Here is a 14606-nt window from a genome sequence, read left to right on the forward strand (position 1 = left end):
ATCTGACCTTTCCGATCAAGGAGAAAGCATCGTGACACGTCATCTACTGCCGCAACCCGGTCTGGGAACGTATCGCCTCAAGGAGCAGGCGGTGATCGATTCGGTGACCTCCGCGCTCGAACTCGGCTATCGCCATCTCGACAGCGCTCAGATGTACGAGAACGAGGCGGCGGTGGGCAAGGCGATCCGCCAGAGCGGCGTCGCGCGCGACGAGCTGTTCGTGACCACCAAGATCTGGTGGGACAAGCTGGAGCCGGAGGCGCTGACCCGGGCCGTCGAGCAGAGTCTCGAGAACTTCGGTCTGGAGCAGCTCGATCTGATCCTGATCCACTGGCCTTCGCCCGGTGACGAGGTGCCGATGGCGGATTATATCGCCGCCCTGGACGCGGCCCGGGCTCGCGGCCAGACCAGGCACATCGGCGTTTCCAACTTCACCGTCGCCCAGATCGACCAGGCGCTCGGCTTGCCGGGGGGCGAGAACATCGTCACCAACCAGATCGAGGTGCACCCGTTCCTCGCCAACCGCAAGCTGGTCGAGCACTGTCAGGCCAAAGGGCTCGATGTCACGGCCTACATGCCGCTGGCGGTGGGCAAGGTGATGAAGGATCCCGTGCTCGAACGGATCGCCAACGCCCACGATGCCTCTCCGGCGCAGGTTGCCCTGGCCTGGATCGCGGCACGCGACATCATCGTGATTCCGTCCTCGACCAACCCGGCCAATCAGAAATCCAATCTCAAGGCGATGAAGCTTCGGCTCAGCGATGACGATATCGCCCAGATCGACGATCTCGACCGGGGCGACCGGCAGGCCAATCCATCGTTCGCGCCGCAATGGGACGAGTGAAACCGGGCGGCGAGTGCGAGTGGCGTCCGGCCAGTTGCCGTGAGACGAAGCTTTGCCGCCATCGAATCTTTATCGCGCTCGCGGGTCAAAGCGTTACCGTTTCAAGAGGACAAGCGATGCGTACATGGATGATGGCGAAGCGAGGGCGTTCCGGCCTGCGCCCTGGCCTGGGTCTGGGCGTGGGGATTGTGGCAGCCATGCTGGCGTTACCGGTCTGGGCCCAGGATGGTACGACGGCGCAGGATTCGGCGCCGAATGCCGCGGCAAGCGATGAAGCGCCGCAGGCGCCGGCCAATGCCTCCCAGGTCGACCACGAGTCGATCGAGAAATCCGGCGGTGTCGGGCGGGACAACGCCGGTTTCACCGATGGCGGCGCCCAGACTCCGGTCGACCAGCGCCCCAACGCCTTGAGCTTCGATCAACTGGATGTGGATGGTGATGGTGTGATCGACGAGGACGAGGCGGTCAGCGCCAAGCAGCAGGCCCTGTTCCAGCAGCTCAACGATCCGCAAGCCGGCGGCGTGACACGGCAGCGCTTCGAGCAGTCAATGGGCGCCGATACGTTACCCGAGTGACATCGTCACGTCGTGGCGTGATAGCTCCGCGCAAAGAAAAATCCCGGCCTGAGCCGGGATTTTTTTTCGAGCCGGATGGGCGATGCCGGGTTCAGTCGACCACGGCAGCGATCGCCTTGGCCACGTAGGGCAGGTTCTCGCTGGTGAAACCGGCGACGTTGGCGCGGCCGGAGCCGACCATGTAGATGCTGAACTCGTCGCGCAGCCGCTTGACCTGCTCGGTGGAGAGCCCGGTATAGGAAAACATGCCGCGTTGCTCGGCCACGTGGGCAAAGCGCTGGTCGAGGCCATAGGGCTTGAGCGAATCGACCAGGTCGCGACGCAGGGTATTGATGCGGTCGCACATCTCGGTCAGTTCGCTTTTCCAGAGCTGGGTCAACTCTTCGGACTCGAGAATGTCGACCACGATCGCGGCGCCATGGGAGGGCGGCGTCGAGTAGTTCTCGCGCGCGACGATCGCCATCTGGGAACGTACGTTCTCCATCTGCTCGGCGGTCTTGGCGATCACGATCAGGCAGCCGGTACGCTCGCGGTAGAGGCCGAAGTTCTTCGAGCAGGAGCTGGTGATCAGCATCTCCTCGAGATTCTCGGCCAGCAGGCGGACGCCGAAGGCATCGATCTCCAGGCCGTCACCGAAACCCTGGTAGGCGAAGTCGACCAGCGGCAGCAGCCCGCGCTCCTGGACGACGTCCAGGACCTGGCGCCACTGGGCCTGGTTGAGGTCGAAACCGGACGGGTTGTGGCAGCAGGCATGGAGCAGCACCACGTCACCCTGGGGGATCTGCTTGAGGGCAGCCAGCATGCCGTCGAAGTCGAGACGGTTGTTCTCGTCGACATAGGGGTAGCGCTGGATCGGGATCTCGGCGCCCTCGAAGATGCCGATGTGGTTGGGCCAGGTCGGATTGGATAGCCACACGCTCTTGCCCGGCAACTGGGTGCGGATGAAATCCGCCGCCAGGCGCAGGGCGCCGGTGCCGCCGGGTGACTGGGTGGCGCTGGCCCGGTTGGCGGCCAGGACCGGCGAATCCGGACCCAGCACCAGTGGCAGGACCGCCTTGCCGTAGCGCGGATCGCCATGGGAGCCGATGTAGCTCTTGGTCGTCTCGCTCTCCAGCAGGCGAGCCTCGGCCTGTTTCACGGCGCGCATGATCGGCGTGTTGCCGTTGGGATCCCGGTAGACGCCGACGCCGAGATCGACCTTCTGCGGATTGGCATCCTGATTGTACGCTTCGATCAGCCCGAGGATGGCATCTCCCGGGACGCGCTCGATCTTCTCAAACATTAGCGTGCACTACCTCGTCGGTTCTGGCGGCCATGATGAAATCGTTGCGATGCAGGCCGCGGATCTTGTGGGTCCACCAGGTCACGGTGACCTGGCCCCATTCGGTGGTGATCGCCGGGTGATGGCCTTGCGACTCGGCGAGTTCGCCCACGCGGTTGGTGAAATCCAGGGCCTGCGCGAAATTGCGGAACGTGAAGCTTCGCTGCAACTGCATGATGCCATCGCGTTCCACGATCTGCCACTTAGGCAGGGCCGGAAGCAGGTGGTCGATCTGCTCCGGCGTCAGCGGCGCTGCGTTCCGGTGACAGGCGCTGCAGTGCTGTTCGGCGAGGGTCGGCATGGCTCGCTCTCCCGGCATGAATGACGAGCGCCATGCGGCTTTGGCATGGCGCGGAACGCCGCCGCCGGACGTCAGGCGAACCCGACGACCTCATGCGGCACGTAGGGTGCTTCCAGTTTCTCGACCTCCTCCGCCGTCAGGGTGATCTCCAGCGCACCCAGGGCCTGATCCAGATGATGCGGCTTGCTGGCGCCGACGATGGGGGCGGTGATCCCGGGTTTCTGCAGCAGCCAGGCCAGCGCGATCTGGGCGGGCGAGACGTTGCGCGACCCGGCGACTCCTTGCAGCGCCTCGATGACCGGGGCGTCACGTTCGAGCCCCAGCTTCCAGTTACGCATCTGCTCGTCGCTCCTGGCGCGGGTGGTGCTGCCTTCGCTGCCCACCGGCTTGCTGCCGGCGAGAATGCCGCGGGCCAGCGGGCTCCAGGGAATCACGCCCACACCCTGATCCAGGCACTGGGGGATCATCTCGCGCTCCTCCTCGCGGTAGATCAGGTTGACCATCGGCTGCATGGTGGCGAACCGGGTCCAGCCGTTGCGTTCGGCGACGTGCTGGGCCTTGGCGAACTGCCAGGCGTGCATGCTGGAGGCGCCGATATAGCGCGCCTTGCCTGCCTTGACCACTTCGTGGAGCGCTTCCATGGTCTCCTCGATGGGCGTGTCGTAATCCCAGCGGTGGGTCTGGTAGAGATCGACGTAATCCATCCCCAGGCGTTCGAGCGAGGCGTCGATGGCGTGGTGAATGTGCTTGCGCGACAAGCCGCGCTCATTGGGCGACTTGTTGCCGGTGGGGTTGTAGACCTTGGTCGCCACGACCACCTCCTCGCGCCGGGCGAAATCGTTGAGCGCCTTGCCGACGACGCGCTCCGACTCGCCGTCGGAGTACATGTCGGCGGTATCGAAGAAGTTGATGCCGGCAGCCAGTGCCTGCTGGATGAAAGGGCGGCTGTCGGCATCGTCCAGTACCCAGTCGCGCCACTGCGGCGTGCCGTAGGTCATGGTACCGAGACAGAGGGGGGAGACCTTGAGGCCGGTGCGGCCGAGACGACGGTATTCCATGCGAGAACTCCCGGTGAAGCGTGGGTGAAGGGGGACTTCTCACCATAGCAGTCAATGGCGACTTCGTTACGCGGATCGCCATGACCCGACAGGCCATCCTTGGCATAATGCTGCGCTTTCTCTCGTTGTTCCCCGTCTGGAGTCGACATGACCGCCTGGAACAAGCTGCTGGTCGCGACGACGCGGCTGCTGGATCTACACGACAGCGCCCACGAACCGGGCTCGCCCTTCGTCCAGGTCTCCCAGGAGCAGCGTCGCGGCCTTCGCGATGGCTACTGGCTCGACCTGGGCTGCCTGCTGCTGGACTACCTGCTCGAGGTGGATTTCGCCACCAACAGCGCCTTCGTCACCCAGCGTCGCTGCCTGGCCCACCTGCGGGGGGATTATCCCGAGCTGCCCGCGGACGACCTGAGCTTCGTCATCAACCTGCTGGCGACCCCCAGCGAGATCCACTATCGGGAGTGGCAGCCGGATGCTGCCGACAGCGGGATCGATGAAGGCGAAACCTCGCCGGGAACGCGCAGCGGCCGCAGCACCAAGCGCACGGCGTTGATCGAGAAGCAGGGCCAGACCGGCCAGGTGCGCTTGACCCCCAGCGGTCGCCAGGCAGTCACCCTGGCCAGCCAGGTCGAGGACCTGCTCTATTCGGAGTACGACGCCGCCAAGGTGATCGCCGCGCTCTCGCGTGGGGACTACGCCCGCGTGCCCGACATCACCCAGCAGATCCTGATGGCGATTCGCGCGCTGACCCAGGAGCTGCGGCGGGTTCGCGAGAATCCGACTCACGAGGGCAAGCTGGCCGCGCTGCTGGACAACGAGCGTCACTACCACAATGCGTTGAGCACCATCCAGAGCACGCTGCTCAGCGCGCGTTCGCAGCTCTCGACGCCGACCCTGACCGCCCATTTCGAGGCCTGGGCCGAGCGCCAGGAGGAGGAGTGGGACCTGCGCATGCTCTCCGCCACCATCGGCCGTGTGTTGAACGCCATCGAGAATCTCTCCCGGCGACTCTCCGAGCTGCTGTCGGATATCGCCGAGGGGCGGATCCAGTCGATGGGCGTGATCGACTTCGCCGGGCTGGCGCACCAGTTGCTGCTCTCGCCGCCCCCCGAACGTCTGCAGAATGCGGTGGTCGCGCGGATGATGCCGCTCGGCACGCAAGTGGCGATGCCACGGGTGGAGACGCTGCTGCCGCTGGTGGAAACCCGTCGCGCCGAGCGCAGCGGGGCGGCGCTGGTCTTCGACGAGGCCAGTGACAGGCCCAGCGCCGATCCGCTGCTGGCGCGCTATCTCAAGGCGCGTGGCCCGGCCCTGCGCCGGCGTCTGCGCCAGTCGCCGCTGTCGCTGCCGGACGCCCTCAGCGAGGGCTGGCACCACTTCGAGGCGGGGTCGGACTCGGCGCACGCCGAAACCCTGGACTGCCTGCCGCAGCTGCTCAATACCTTCGTCGATACCCAACTGCTCGACGACCAGCTGAGTGTCGGTATCGACGACACCCCATTCGCGATCGCGCTGCCCGACGGACGCCGCATCGAGGGCGCGGTGACGCCCTCGCTGCGCCTGCGACCGGCGCCAACGAAAGAACAGGAAGTCTGACTGATGAACATGATGGAAATGGGCGAAGTCGTTGCCTATCTGTTGCGCTACCGAACCGCGGAACGGGTCCCCAGCGGTGGCCGCAAGCGCCGCGCCGCGCGCGAGGGCCAGCTCTCCGAGCGCGACGTCTGTGCGCTGATCGACGATGCCCAGGAGAACGAACGCGAAGCGCTGCGGGACTTTCTTGCCGGCCAGGGGCTGCGGCTCAAGGCGTTCGAGTCCGGCGACTATCCGGGCATCGCGCCGGGATCGCGTTTCTTCGCGCTGCTGCCGGATCCCGAGCTCGAGCAGCCGCCGCTCTACACCCGTGAAGCGGTGTTCGAGGCGCTCAAGCTGCGCCAGGAGAGCCGGGCCGAGCTGGCATTGTGGTACCTGCAGCTGTGGCTGTTGCTGCACACCCTGATCTACACCCGGCTGAACCGCGCGCTCTCCGACGTCAGCCGCTATCAGGAGGCCACGTTCGTCACCCGCGAGCTGGTCGAACTGGTGCGCGATCAACTGGAGACGCTGCGCGGTCTGGGCGATCGGGCACCGGAGAACAGCCGGGTACTGCTCGACGAGCGCGGCGAGGACATCCCGCGCCGGGTCAAGGCGTTCATCGATCTGCTGGTGCGTGCCGGCCATCTCGAGGCGGTCCGCGAAGCCGCCGACGAGGATGTCTGGCAGCAGACTCTGCTGGGGGCGCTGGAGGCCGAGCAGATCGGGGTCAACCACCTGACCCACCTGATCGAACTGACCTCCTCCGAGCCCTCGGACCGGCCCTTCGAGGGTGCCGGGCGGGAGCTCGCCGCCGAGGCGCCGGAGCGGGATACGGACGTCGGCTCTCGAGATGCCGACGCCAACGGCGCCGAAGAGTCCGAGACACGCGCCGCCGACATGTTCGACCAGCCGTCGGAAGAGGCGAATGGCTCGACGACCGAGAACGCCGAGGAGAATCGCCGGTGAGTGTCATCAACCGTATCGAGATCGCCAACCTGCTCAACAAGCACGGTGACATCGCTTCGCCCTGGGAAGCCAAGATGCGCCACCTGCTGCTGGACCTGCGCGGACAGTCGAGCGCGATCAGCATGGAGAACGGCTTCGGCAAGACCACCATGGCCGAGGCCCTGATCGGCATGCTCTCCCGCGATCGCCAGCTCCTGACCCGGACCCGGCGCAAGTGCTCGCCGTCGAAGGTCAACGGCGAGGGCCGAAGCTGGACGCACCTGCGCGTCGAGTTTCGCGCCCAGGACAGCGCCAGCCAGCAGGACGACATGCTGGCCGTGGCCGGCGAGGAAGTCGCCGGCGAGACCTTCGTGTTCGGCATGTACGGCTACAGCGACGGCAGCGGGCTGGTGTTCTATCACTATCCTGGCAGGCTGGCCGACGTGCCGGTGCATCACATCACCCGCGATGGCAAGCTGGCGCTCTACGCCAATGCTGACTTCCAGAGCACGATGCGCGCGCAGGGAGTGACCCGGGCCCACAACCGCGAGGAGTGGCTGGAAGCGGTGGGAGCGCATATCTCGCGCCGTGAACTGGCGCAGATGGCGGCGTTCCAGAAGGAGGGCGGTGCCGACAAGAGCCAGATCTTCAACGCGATCAAGCCGCGGGCCGGCGAGAAGGCCGACCAGGCGTTCTTCTACGAAGTGCTGGCGCCGCAGATCCTGTCCGGGGCGACTCGCGGCGAGACCGACGAGGAAGAGGAGCTGATCGAGGATGTGATCCTCAACTCCGGCACCCGGATCACCGAACTGCGCCATCGGCTGGCGGAAGCCGAGAGCGACCAGCAGCGCGCCGGCGACAAGGTCGCGCGGCTGGCCACCCTGAACGAAGAGGGCGAGGGTCTGCTCGAGGCCCGTCGCCAGTTGACCGAGCTCGATGCCTCGCTGCTCGAGGCCGAGCGACTGCTGGGCGGGCAGGCGCTGGCGCCGCTGCCGGGCCTGCCGGGAGGCAGCGGCAGCGTCGAGCAGGCAGCGCCCGCCAAGGAGGCGGCCGACAACGCGGCTGGCTTTGCCTGGGTGGCCGGCGATACCGAACGGCCGCGGGTCTCCACCTGGCTGCTGGCCAAGCTGTCGCGTCAGGCCGAGCGCAACGTGCGGCTGGCGCTCTCCGAGCGCGGCGCGCGAGTCGACACGCATCGTCGTCTGATCCACCTGCCGCAGGCGGCCTGGACCACGGCCCGCGACATCGGCCATGTTTCGTTCGACCAGGCGCGGGCCTGGCTGGCGGACAGCCACGCCTTCAATGACGACGCCTCGCGCTATCGTGCCCTCGGCCTGCTCGACGACGCCGCCGAGGCGTTCGAGTCGATGGATGGCAACCGTTTCCGCGAAGAGGTGATCGCCGACCGCGAATATCGCCGTTCGCTCCGCCTCGATGCCGAGCAGCTCGACGAGGAGATGGAGCGGCTGGAGCAGGAGCGCGAGCAGTTGGAATCGCGCCAGCGCGACTTCATCGACAATCAGAGCGTCTACACCCAGGCGCTGGCCGAGGGGCTCTTCACCGAGGCCGAACTGGAAACGCCGGAAGCCACCCGCGAGAGCGCGCAGGCGAGGCTGGCCGAGGCGCGCAAGGCGCATGCCGACCACCTGGGGCGGATCGGCGAGTTGAAGCAGCCGGCGCAGTGGTACGAAGCGTTCCTTGCCGAACACCCCGATACCTCACCCGACGAACTGCTGGCGACTAAGGAAGCGCAGCAGGAGCAGCTGGAAGCGCAGCTTGACGATTGGGACGCGCAGGCAAACTCACTGGATAACCAGCGCGAGACGGTTCGCGAAGCGCTGCAGGTGCGACGCGAGCAGCGCCAGCGCCTGGAAGGGGAGCTGGCGCCGCTGGCCTCCGGCCGGCAGGCCTGGCAGACCTTCGCCGAACGCTGGCCCGAGCATTCGGCGGTGGGGTTCTGGAGCGAGCGCAAGAGTACGTTGGCAGCACACGAGCAGGCGCTGGCCGAGAGCCGGCGGGCCCAGAGCGATGCCCAGGCGCGCCTCGAACGGCTGGCGCCGCTCAGGGACGCCGCCGAGCGTTATCGTCACTGGCATGGCGAGGCCTCGCCGGTACATCTGCGGGACACCCTCTATCGCCAGTCACGGGAAGCGCAGGATCGGCTGTATCGACTCGACCAGCAGGTCCAGCAACTCGGGGTCCTGCAGCAGGCGCTGCACGACTTCCGGGAACTCAGCGAACAGGCGCCGTCGGCCTGGCTCAAGGATGCCAAGGCGCGCTATCCCCGCCTGCTGCGAGAGCAGGAGACGCTGGCTGCCGCCATCGACGCGCGCGAGCAGTATCTCGAAAGCTTGAGCGGCGACCCCCTGGCCCGGCTCGCTTCCGAGGCCGAAGCCCGGGCGTGTCTCGACGCCCAGGAGATCGCCTTTCGCCCCCTCCACGAGGTGCTGGCCGGCATCGAGGCGGAAGACGGCCGGCGCCGCGACTGGCTGGCCCAGGCTGCCGGCCAGCTGTTCGCCCCGGTGGTCGAAGGTGAGGACAACGCCCGCGAAGCGTCGCAGTGTCTGGTCGATGCCGGCTGCGGCGTTCCGGTGCTTGAGGCCGGTCGCCTGCAGGCAACGCTGGCACGTGGCGAGTTGCCGCTGGGGGCGGTACAAGGTGTGGAAACGCTGGCGGTCAAGGCCGCGCTCGATCCCGCTTATCTGACCGCGCTGCGGGAGGAAACCCAGCAGCGTCTCGCGGTCGACCGTGAACGCCGGCTGGCGTTGGAAGCCGAGGTCCAGCGACTCGACCCCCACGGCGAGCGTTTTCATCTGGCGCTTCAGGCCGACGAAGCGGTCAGCCAGGATGTCGAAGTGCAACTGGCGGCGCTGGAGGAGCAGCGCGAGCGGGCGGAGAGCGAACGGCAGGCGCTCGAGCCGCGCTTGAGCGAGGCGGCGATGAAATCGATCGACGACTTCCAGCGCTTTCTCGAGGAGGGCGGCGAGCCCGCGCTGGAAGCGGCCGTCGAGGAGAGCGAGACCGCCGCGGCTCGTATCGAGACGCTGAGTCCGCAGCGCGAGCAGGCCGCCAGGGAGCTGGAGACCCACGGTGAGCTCTGGCTGGCGGCGGAGCGGTTCGCCGCGGCCGGCGGTGTCGAGCGGCTGGAGGAGATCGATGCCAGCCTGGCGGCGCTGACCGAAACCCTGACCGAGCACGAGGAACGGTTCGCCGAAATCGCGCTGCAGAGTGAAGAGTTGAACGCCCGTCGCGACGAGTGTCGCGAGCAGTTGCGTCATCTGTTCGCCGACGGAGAGCGTGAACGTCTGCGCCGCCTGGCAGCGTTCGTCGCCGAGGAGGGACCGGGCTTCATGCGCGATGCCGAGGCGCGGGAAACGGCGCTGGCGGCCGCCCTGGCCCAGGCCAGCCGACGAGCCGACTTCGATTTCGCGCGGATCCGGGCATTCCTGGATGTCCGCGACGACCAGGGGGGCAATCGCACCCTGGAGCGCGACATCGGCCGCCTCAAGCAGTCGCTCAAGGAAGCGCGGGAGCGGCGCAAGGCCAATGGCCGCGAGCAGGGCGTGGTGGAAACCCGCGTGGCCCGTCACCAGCAGGCGCTGATGGTGGTGGATCAGTTGGCGGTGGCGTGGCTGGAGGTGTTGCGTCAACTGCCCGAGGGCTGGCTGGAACGTGCCGCTGCGGACGCCACGGCCCGCTGGCCGGCGGTGGGTGTCGATGCGCCACGGCTCGACGCGGCCATGGACGAGTGGTGCCAGTGGCTGGCATCGGCACTGGATGATCCGGGCGAGGAGACGGATGCCGCCGCGCTCGACCTCGAGGCCTTGGAGACCTGTCAGCAGACCCTGCTGGAAGGGTTGGGCGGGCTCAATCTCGGTGAGCGTGCTCGCAATCGGGAGCGGCAGGCCCGCGATGTGACGGCCCGGGAGAAGGCGCTGGCCTTGTCGCTGGAGTCGGCCAGTGCCAGCCGACTGTTCAACGAAACCGAACGCGCGCGACTGGATACGCTGGAGGGCGTCAGCCACGCGGCGCTGGAGGCGCTGCGCGGCCTGCACCGCCAGTTGGGGGGGCAACTGGATGAGCATCGCCAGCGCGTGGCCCGGTTGCACGCGTCCCGGGAGCAGATCGAGGACACTTTGGTCGAGCGCCTGAGCTCGATCATCATCGACGCGGCCGGCAATCTGGAGATTCTCAAGCGTGTCGCGAAACGCTCCAGCGGTGGCGGCGCCTACTTCGAGGTCAAGGCCGACCTGATCGCCGACGAGTCGGTGCGGGAGCTGATCCAGCAGTTGCTGGCGGACATCGACGCCCATCTCGCGGTACAGCGGCGGCGCCTCGAGCAGGTCGGCGATGGCGCGCAGGCCAAGGGTGGCCGCGACGACGAACTGACCCGCCAGATCCGCCGGCGCATCTACCGCGGGCTGTTCTGCGACGTCACCATCCGCCTCAAGCACGATGCGATCCGTCCCCACGGCCGACTGTTCTCGCTCAACGAGGACATGTCGGAAGGCCAGCGCGAGGCGGTCTCGCTGATGTGGCTGGTGAAGCTCTCCGAATTCGCCATCGAGCGCGAGCTGCGCGAACTGCCCGGCAGTCACAAGCGGCGGGCCCGTGCCAGCCGCGAGAGCGTCATCCTGCTCGATGGCCTGTTCTCCAAGCTCTCCCACCGCCGCCTGATCCAGGATTCGCTGGAGTCGTTGCGCAACACCCGCGGGCGTTTCCAGATGATCGGCCTGATCCACAACCCCAACTACGAGAACGATCCGAGCATCTTCCCCACCTACCTGGTCGGCAGCGTGATCGGCGGCCAGCAGGGGCAGGGCGGTCACGTCATCGTGCGCGAGGGACAGGCAGTGGCTCCCGAGGAGACCGGTCGGGGCAGCGGCGAAGCCAGCCTGTTCGGTATCCACGTGACCCCGGCTCCGGTGGAGTGATCAAGGCGTTCCACGGCAACGGCTATTGGTGTCGATAAAGCCAACAAGCTTGAATTCGTTGCCCAACGACGCCTTCCAGCGCGGCGCAGAGCGATGATCGTCACTCCGGGTCTGGCGTCATGGCTGACGCCAGGGGCGCGTTGGGCGGGGATGCCCTTTCGCGCCGGCCCGGGCGCGGACGATTGGGGTTCAGGGTTTCGCCGGCCGTGGCGTCGAAAAAGGGGAGCGCGGGGGCCTGCCCTCGCGATAACGGGCAAGAGGATGGCAATGGCTCGGTCAGTGGTGAGCTGATCCAGCTGAAACATGTCGCCTTGGAAAAAGGATGCCGCCCGAAGGCGGCAGCCCGTAGCCCTTATCAGCGCGGCGAGTCGTAACGTCCGCCGCGACCGTTGGAGTAGACCACCTGCCATAGCTGGAGATCCCGCGCCCGGAAGGCGCCGGCGCAGGAGCCGAGATAGTAGAGGAACATCCGCTTGACCCGCTCCCCGTAGTTGTCGGCGATCTCGTGCCAGTGGGCGAGCAGGTTCTCCTGCCACGCCATCAGAGTGGTGTCGTAGTCGGCACCGAAGTTCTGCCAGTCCTCCATCACCAACTTGCCTTCGCTGGCGTCGGCGACCTGCTGGATCGAGGGCAGGATGCCGTTGGGGAAGATGTACTTGTTGATCCAGGGGTCGACGCTGACGTCGTTGGTGTTGGAGCCGATCGTGTGCAGCACGAACAGGCCACCGGGCTTCAACAGCCGTTTGACGGTATCGAAGTAGGTGGCGTAATTGCGCTGACCGACATGCTCGAACATGCCGATCGACACGATACGGTCGAATTCGCCGCTCAGCTCGCGATAGTCCTCGAGTAGTATCTCCACCGGCAGCCCGGCGCAGCGCTCACGGCCCAGCTTTGCCTGCTCCTCGGAGATGGTGATACCGGTGACTTCGACCCCGTACTGGCGGGCGGCATGCTCGGCGAAGCTGGCCCAGCCGCAGCCGATGTCGAGCACCCGCATGCCGGGTTCGAGATCGAGCTTGCGGCAGGCGAGGTCGAGCTTGGCGACCTGGGCCTCGTGCAGCGTGCTAGCCTCCTTCCAGTAGCCGCAGGAGTAGCAGAGCGTCTCGTCCAGCATGCGGGTGAAGAGATCGTTGCCGAAGTCGTAGTGCTCCTTGCCGACGATATAGGCCCTTGCCTTGCTCTGCAGGTTCATCAGGCTCGACTGCAGTTTGTAGACGACGCGCTCGGCGGTGGTATGCGCGATGCTGCCGAGGCCGTGGCGCAGCAGGCGATGAATCATCTCGTCGATACGATCGCACTCCCACCAGCCATCCATGTAGGCCTCGCCGAAGCCGATGGAACCCTGGCGGATGACTCTCGAGAAGAGATCGGGGTGGTGGACCCGGATATCCCAGGGTTGATTGCCGTTGAGGGTGACACCGGAGCCCTCGAGCATTTTCTCGAGGGTCTGGCGGGCGCGGGTATTGGGCAACGCGACGGGGGCGATAGGCGTATTACTGGTCATATTGTTTCCTAGCAAGGGGCGCAGTGCGTCCCCCGGCCGCCTGAAAACATCGTTTCGTTCGAACGACGAAAAATAACCATTTGACTTGCGGATTCGACCGCGCCGACGGGTTTTCTCGGTCATTTTCCACTCGCTTGAAACGGCCCGAAGGATCAAGCTATGGCGGCGGGGAGCGTATTACGCCACGGTCCCTGTTCCCTACTGGCCATGCGATATCCGAAACCGCGGTGTTCCGCGGCGATCGGACACAGCCCGGCCAAGCTTGTATTAGCCATATTTAAATTGCGTGCTAACGTCTTTGCCGTCAATAAGCCTAGCGCTATTGGCACGATAGTCCAGACCGGATTGCGCTTTTACAGAGGATCCGTTGCATCGATACACTGGATCGACCCCGGGTCGAATCCGCTCACCGGCGGGGCCGGGATGCGAACGGCTCAGTACCGCGCAACGGAAAAATCGATCAGAGGAGCGAAATCATGCACGTCATCGTCGATCTATGCGTCGTGCCGCTGGGGGTCGGGGTATCGGTGTCGACCCAGGTGGCGGAGTGCCAGCGAATCATCGAGGCGTCCGGTCTCCATCACCGGATGCACGCCTATGGCACCAACATCGAGGGGCCATGGGACGAGGTGATGGCAGTGGTCAAGGCATGCCACGAAGGGGTTCATGCGATGGGAGCGCCGCGTATCACCACGACGTTGAAGATGGGGACGCGGACGGATCGCGAGCAACGCATGGACGACAAGGTCGAGAGTGTCGAGGCGCTGCGCCGCTGACGCTGTCTTCCACCCATGCCGCCTGCAGGGCGCCGATGCTCGCCTCTATCGGATCGAGAACCGGCTCGCTGGGCGACCTGCGGGATGGCCAAGGGGCGAGCGAGGCGGGTCATGGCCATTGATACCGCGTGGCCGGTGCGCCAGCCCGATCCGTCTGCGCCGACTCCTGGCTACGCGGTCCAGCATCACCCGCGATGGTCGATTGTTCGGATGGCCCCTGAGCCGGATCGACCGGTGGTCCAGGCGTGGAAGATAGCCGCCGGCCATGATGGCCGGCGAGAGGGGGTCAGCCGCAGCGGATGGTCCAGGTTACCTTGTAGCCATCGCCTTCCTGGGTGGCGGCCTGGAGTTCGGTATCCTCGTCTACCGTCGCACCCTCGAGTTGCTGATTGGTGCTGGCGGCCTTGCTCGACTCCTCGCCGGGCCCCATCGTCTGCTGTTTCACGATCACGAACTTGTCGTAGTCCTGCGCCTCGCACTGTTCCAGGGCGCGCTCCTTGGCGTTGCTCATCGCCTCGTCCTGATCGTCGCCCAGTCCGGTCACGACATAGCGAGTCGCCTCCTTCTCGACCGAGCTGCTGTCGCTGGCGCAACCCGCGAGCGTGCCCAGCGTCAACAGGCCGGCCAGTGCCATCCAGATCGGTGTCGTTGCCATTGTCGTCTTGCTCATGTCACTGCTCCTTGTGTCACGGTGTTCCATCGGCCCGCCATGATGCCCGACGGCGCCGGATGATCACTTCAGTTTAGAATCTGGGCCGCCATTCGCAAGT

11 protein-coding genes are annotated in these 14606 nt (G+C 66.2%); 6 read left to right on the forward strand and 5 right to left on the reverse strand.

The features are described 5' to 3' along the window. Positions 1–31: 31 nt before the first annotated feature. Complete coding sequence (gene dkgB / locus AAGT95_RS13620) at positions 32–844, forward strand: 2,5-didehydrogluconate reductase DkgB (RefSeq protein WP_342594137.1); 813 nt, start codon at positions 32–34, stop codon at positions 842–844. 116 nt (positions 845–960) lie between these two features. Continuing rightward, positions 961–1419: a hypothetical protein gene (locus AAGT95_RS13625; protein ID WP_342594138.1), complete on the forward strand. Its 459-nt coding sequence runs from the start codon at positions 961–963 to the stop codon at positions 1417–1419. 91 nt (positions 1420–1510) lie between these two features. On the opposite strand, the gene AAGT95_RS13630 is transcribed toward AAGT95_RS13625, so the two are convergent. The 3 genes from AAGT95_RS13630 to AAGT95_RS13640 all read right to left on the reverse strand — a co-directional run bounded on the left by AAGT95_RS13630 (position 1511) and on the right by AAGT95_RS13640 (position 4099). Beyond that, entirely contained in the window at positions 1511–2701 is a 1191-nt protein-coding gene (locus AAGT95_RS13630; RefSeq protein ID WP_110601022.1) for an aromatic amino acid transaminase, read from the reverse strand. Further along, complete coding sequence (locus AAGT95_RS13635; RefSeq protein WP_342594139.1) at positions 2694–3041, reverse strand: 4a-hydroxytetrahydrobiopterin dehydratase; 348 nt, start codon at positions 3039–3041, stop codon at positions 2694–2696. The genes AAGT95_RS13630 and AAGT95_RS13635 overlap by 8 nt, the downstream gene beginning before the upstream one ends. Before the next feature lie 71 nt (positions 3042–3112). Then, positions 3113–4099, reverse strand: coding sequence for an aldo/keto reductase (locus tag AAGT95_RS13640; protein ID WP_342594140.1), 987 nt, complete (start codon positions 4097–4099; stop codon positions 3113–3115). Between the two features lie 147 nt (positions 4100–4246). Here AAGT95_RS13640 and AAGT95_RS13645 point away from each other — a divergent pair, with 147 nt between their 5' ends. From AAGT95_RS13645 to AAGT95_RS13655, 3 genes are read left to right on the forward strand one after another with little or no spacing between them, the layout of a single operon-like run. Next, positions 4247–5695 carry a hypothetical protein gene (locus tag AAGT95_RS13645; protein WP_342594141.1) on the forward strand — a complete coding sequence of 483 codons (1449 nt, stop codon included), beginning with the start codon at positions 4247–4249 and terminating at the stop codon, positions 5693–5695. Between the two features lie 3 nt (positions 5696–5698). Continuing rightward, positions 5699–6640, forward strand: coding sequence for a hypothetical protein (locus AAGT95_RS13650; protein WP_342594142.1), 942 nt, complete (start codon positions 5699–5701; stop codon positions 6638–6640). Then, the gene (locus AAGT95_RS13655) at positions 6637–11553 is read left to right on the forward strand and encodes a hypothetical protein (RefSeq protein WP_342594143.1); all 4917 of its coding nucleotides are present in this window, start codon (positions 6637–6639) and stop codon (positions 11551–11553) included. The genes AAGT95_RS13650 and AAGT95_RS13655 overlap by 4 nt, the downstream gene beginning before the upstream one ends. Positions 11554–11908: 355 nt before the next feature. Here AAGT95_RS13655 and cfa read toward each other — a convergent pair whose 3' ends face one another. Beyond that, positions 11909–13060: a cyclopropane fatty acyl phospholipid synthase gene (gene cfa / locus AAGT95_RS13660; protein WP_342594144.1), complete on the reverse strand. Its 1152-nt coding sequence runs from the start codon at positions 13058–13060 to the stop codon at positions 11909–11911. A 476-nt stretch (positions 13061–13536) separates the two neighbouring features. Between cfa and AAGT95_RS13665 the strand changes: the two genes are divergently transcribed. Next, entirely contained in the window at positions 13537–13836 is a 300-nt protein-coding gene (locus AAGT95_RS13665) for an MTH1187 family thiamine-binding protein (protein ID WP_342594145.1), read from the forward strand. Between the two features lie 286 nt (positions 13837–14122). Here AAGT95_RS13665 and AAGT95_RS13670 read toward each other — a convergent pair whose 3' ends face one another. Continuing rightward, on the reverse strand, positions 14123–14506 hold the full coding sequence (locus tag AAGT95_RS13670; RefSeq protein ID WP_342594146.1) for a hypothetical protein: 384 nt from the start codon (positions 14504–14506) through the stop codon (positions 14123–14125). Positions 14507–14606: the final 100 nt, after the last annotated feature.

The sequence above is a fragment of the Salinicola lusitanus genome, from assembly GCF_038648475.1.
GTDB lineage: Bacteria > Pseudomonadota > Gammaproteobacteria > Pseudomonadales > Halomonadaceae > Salinicola > Salinicola lusitanus.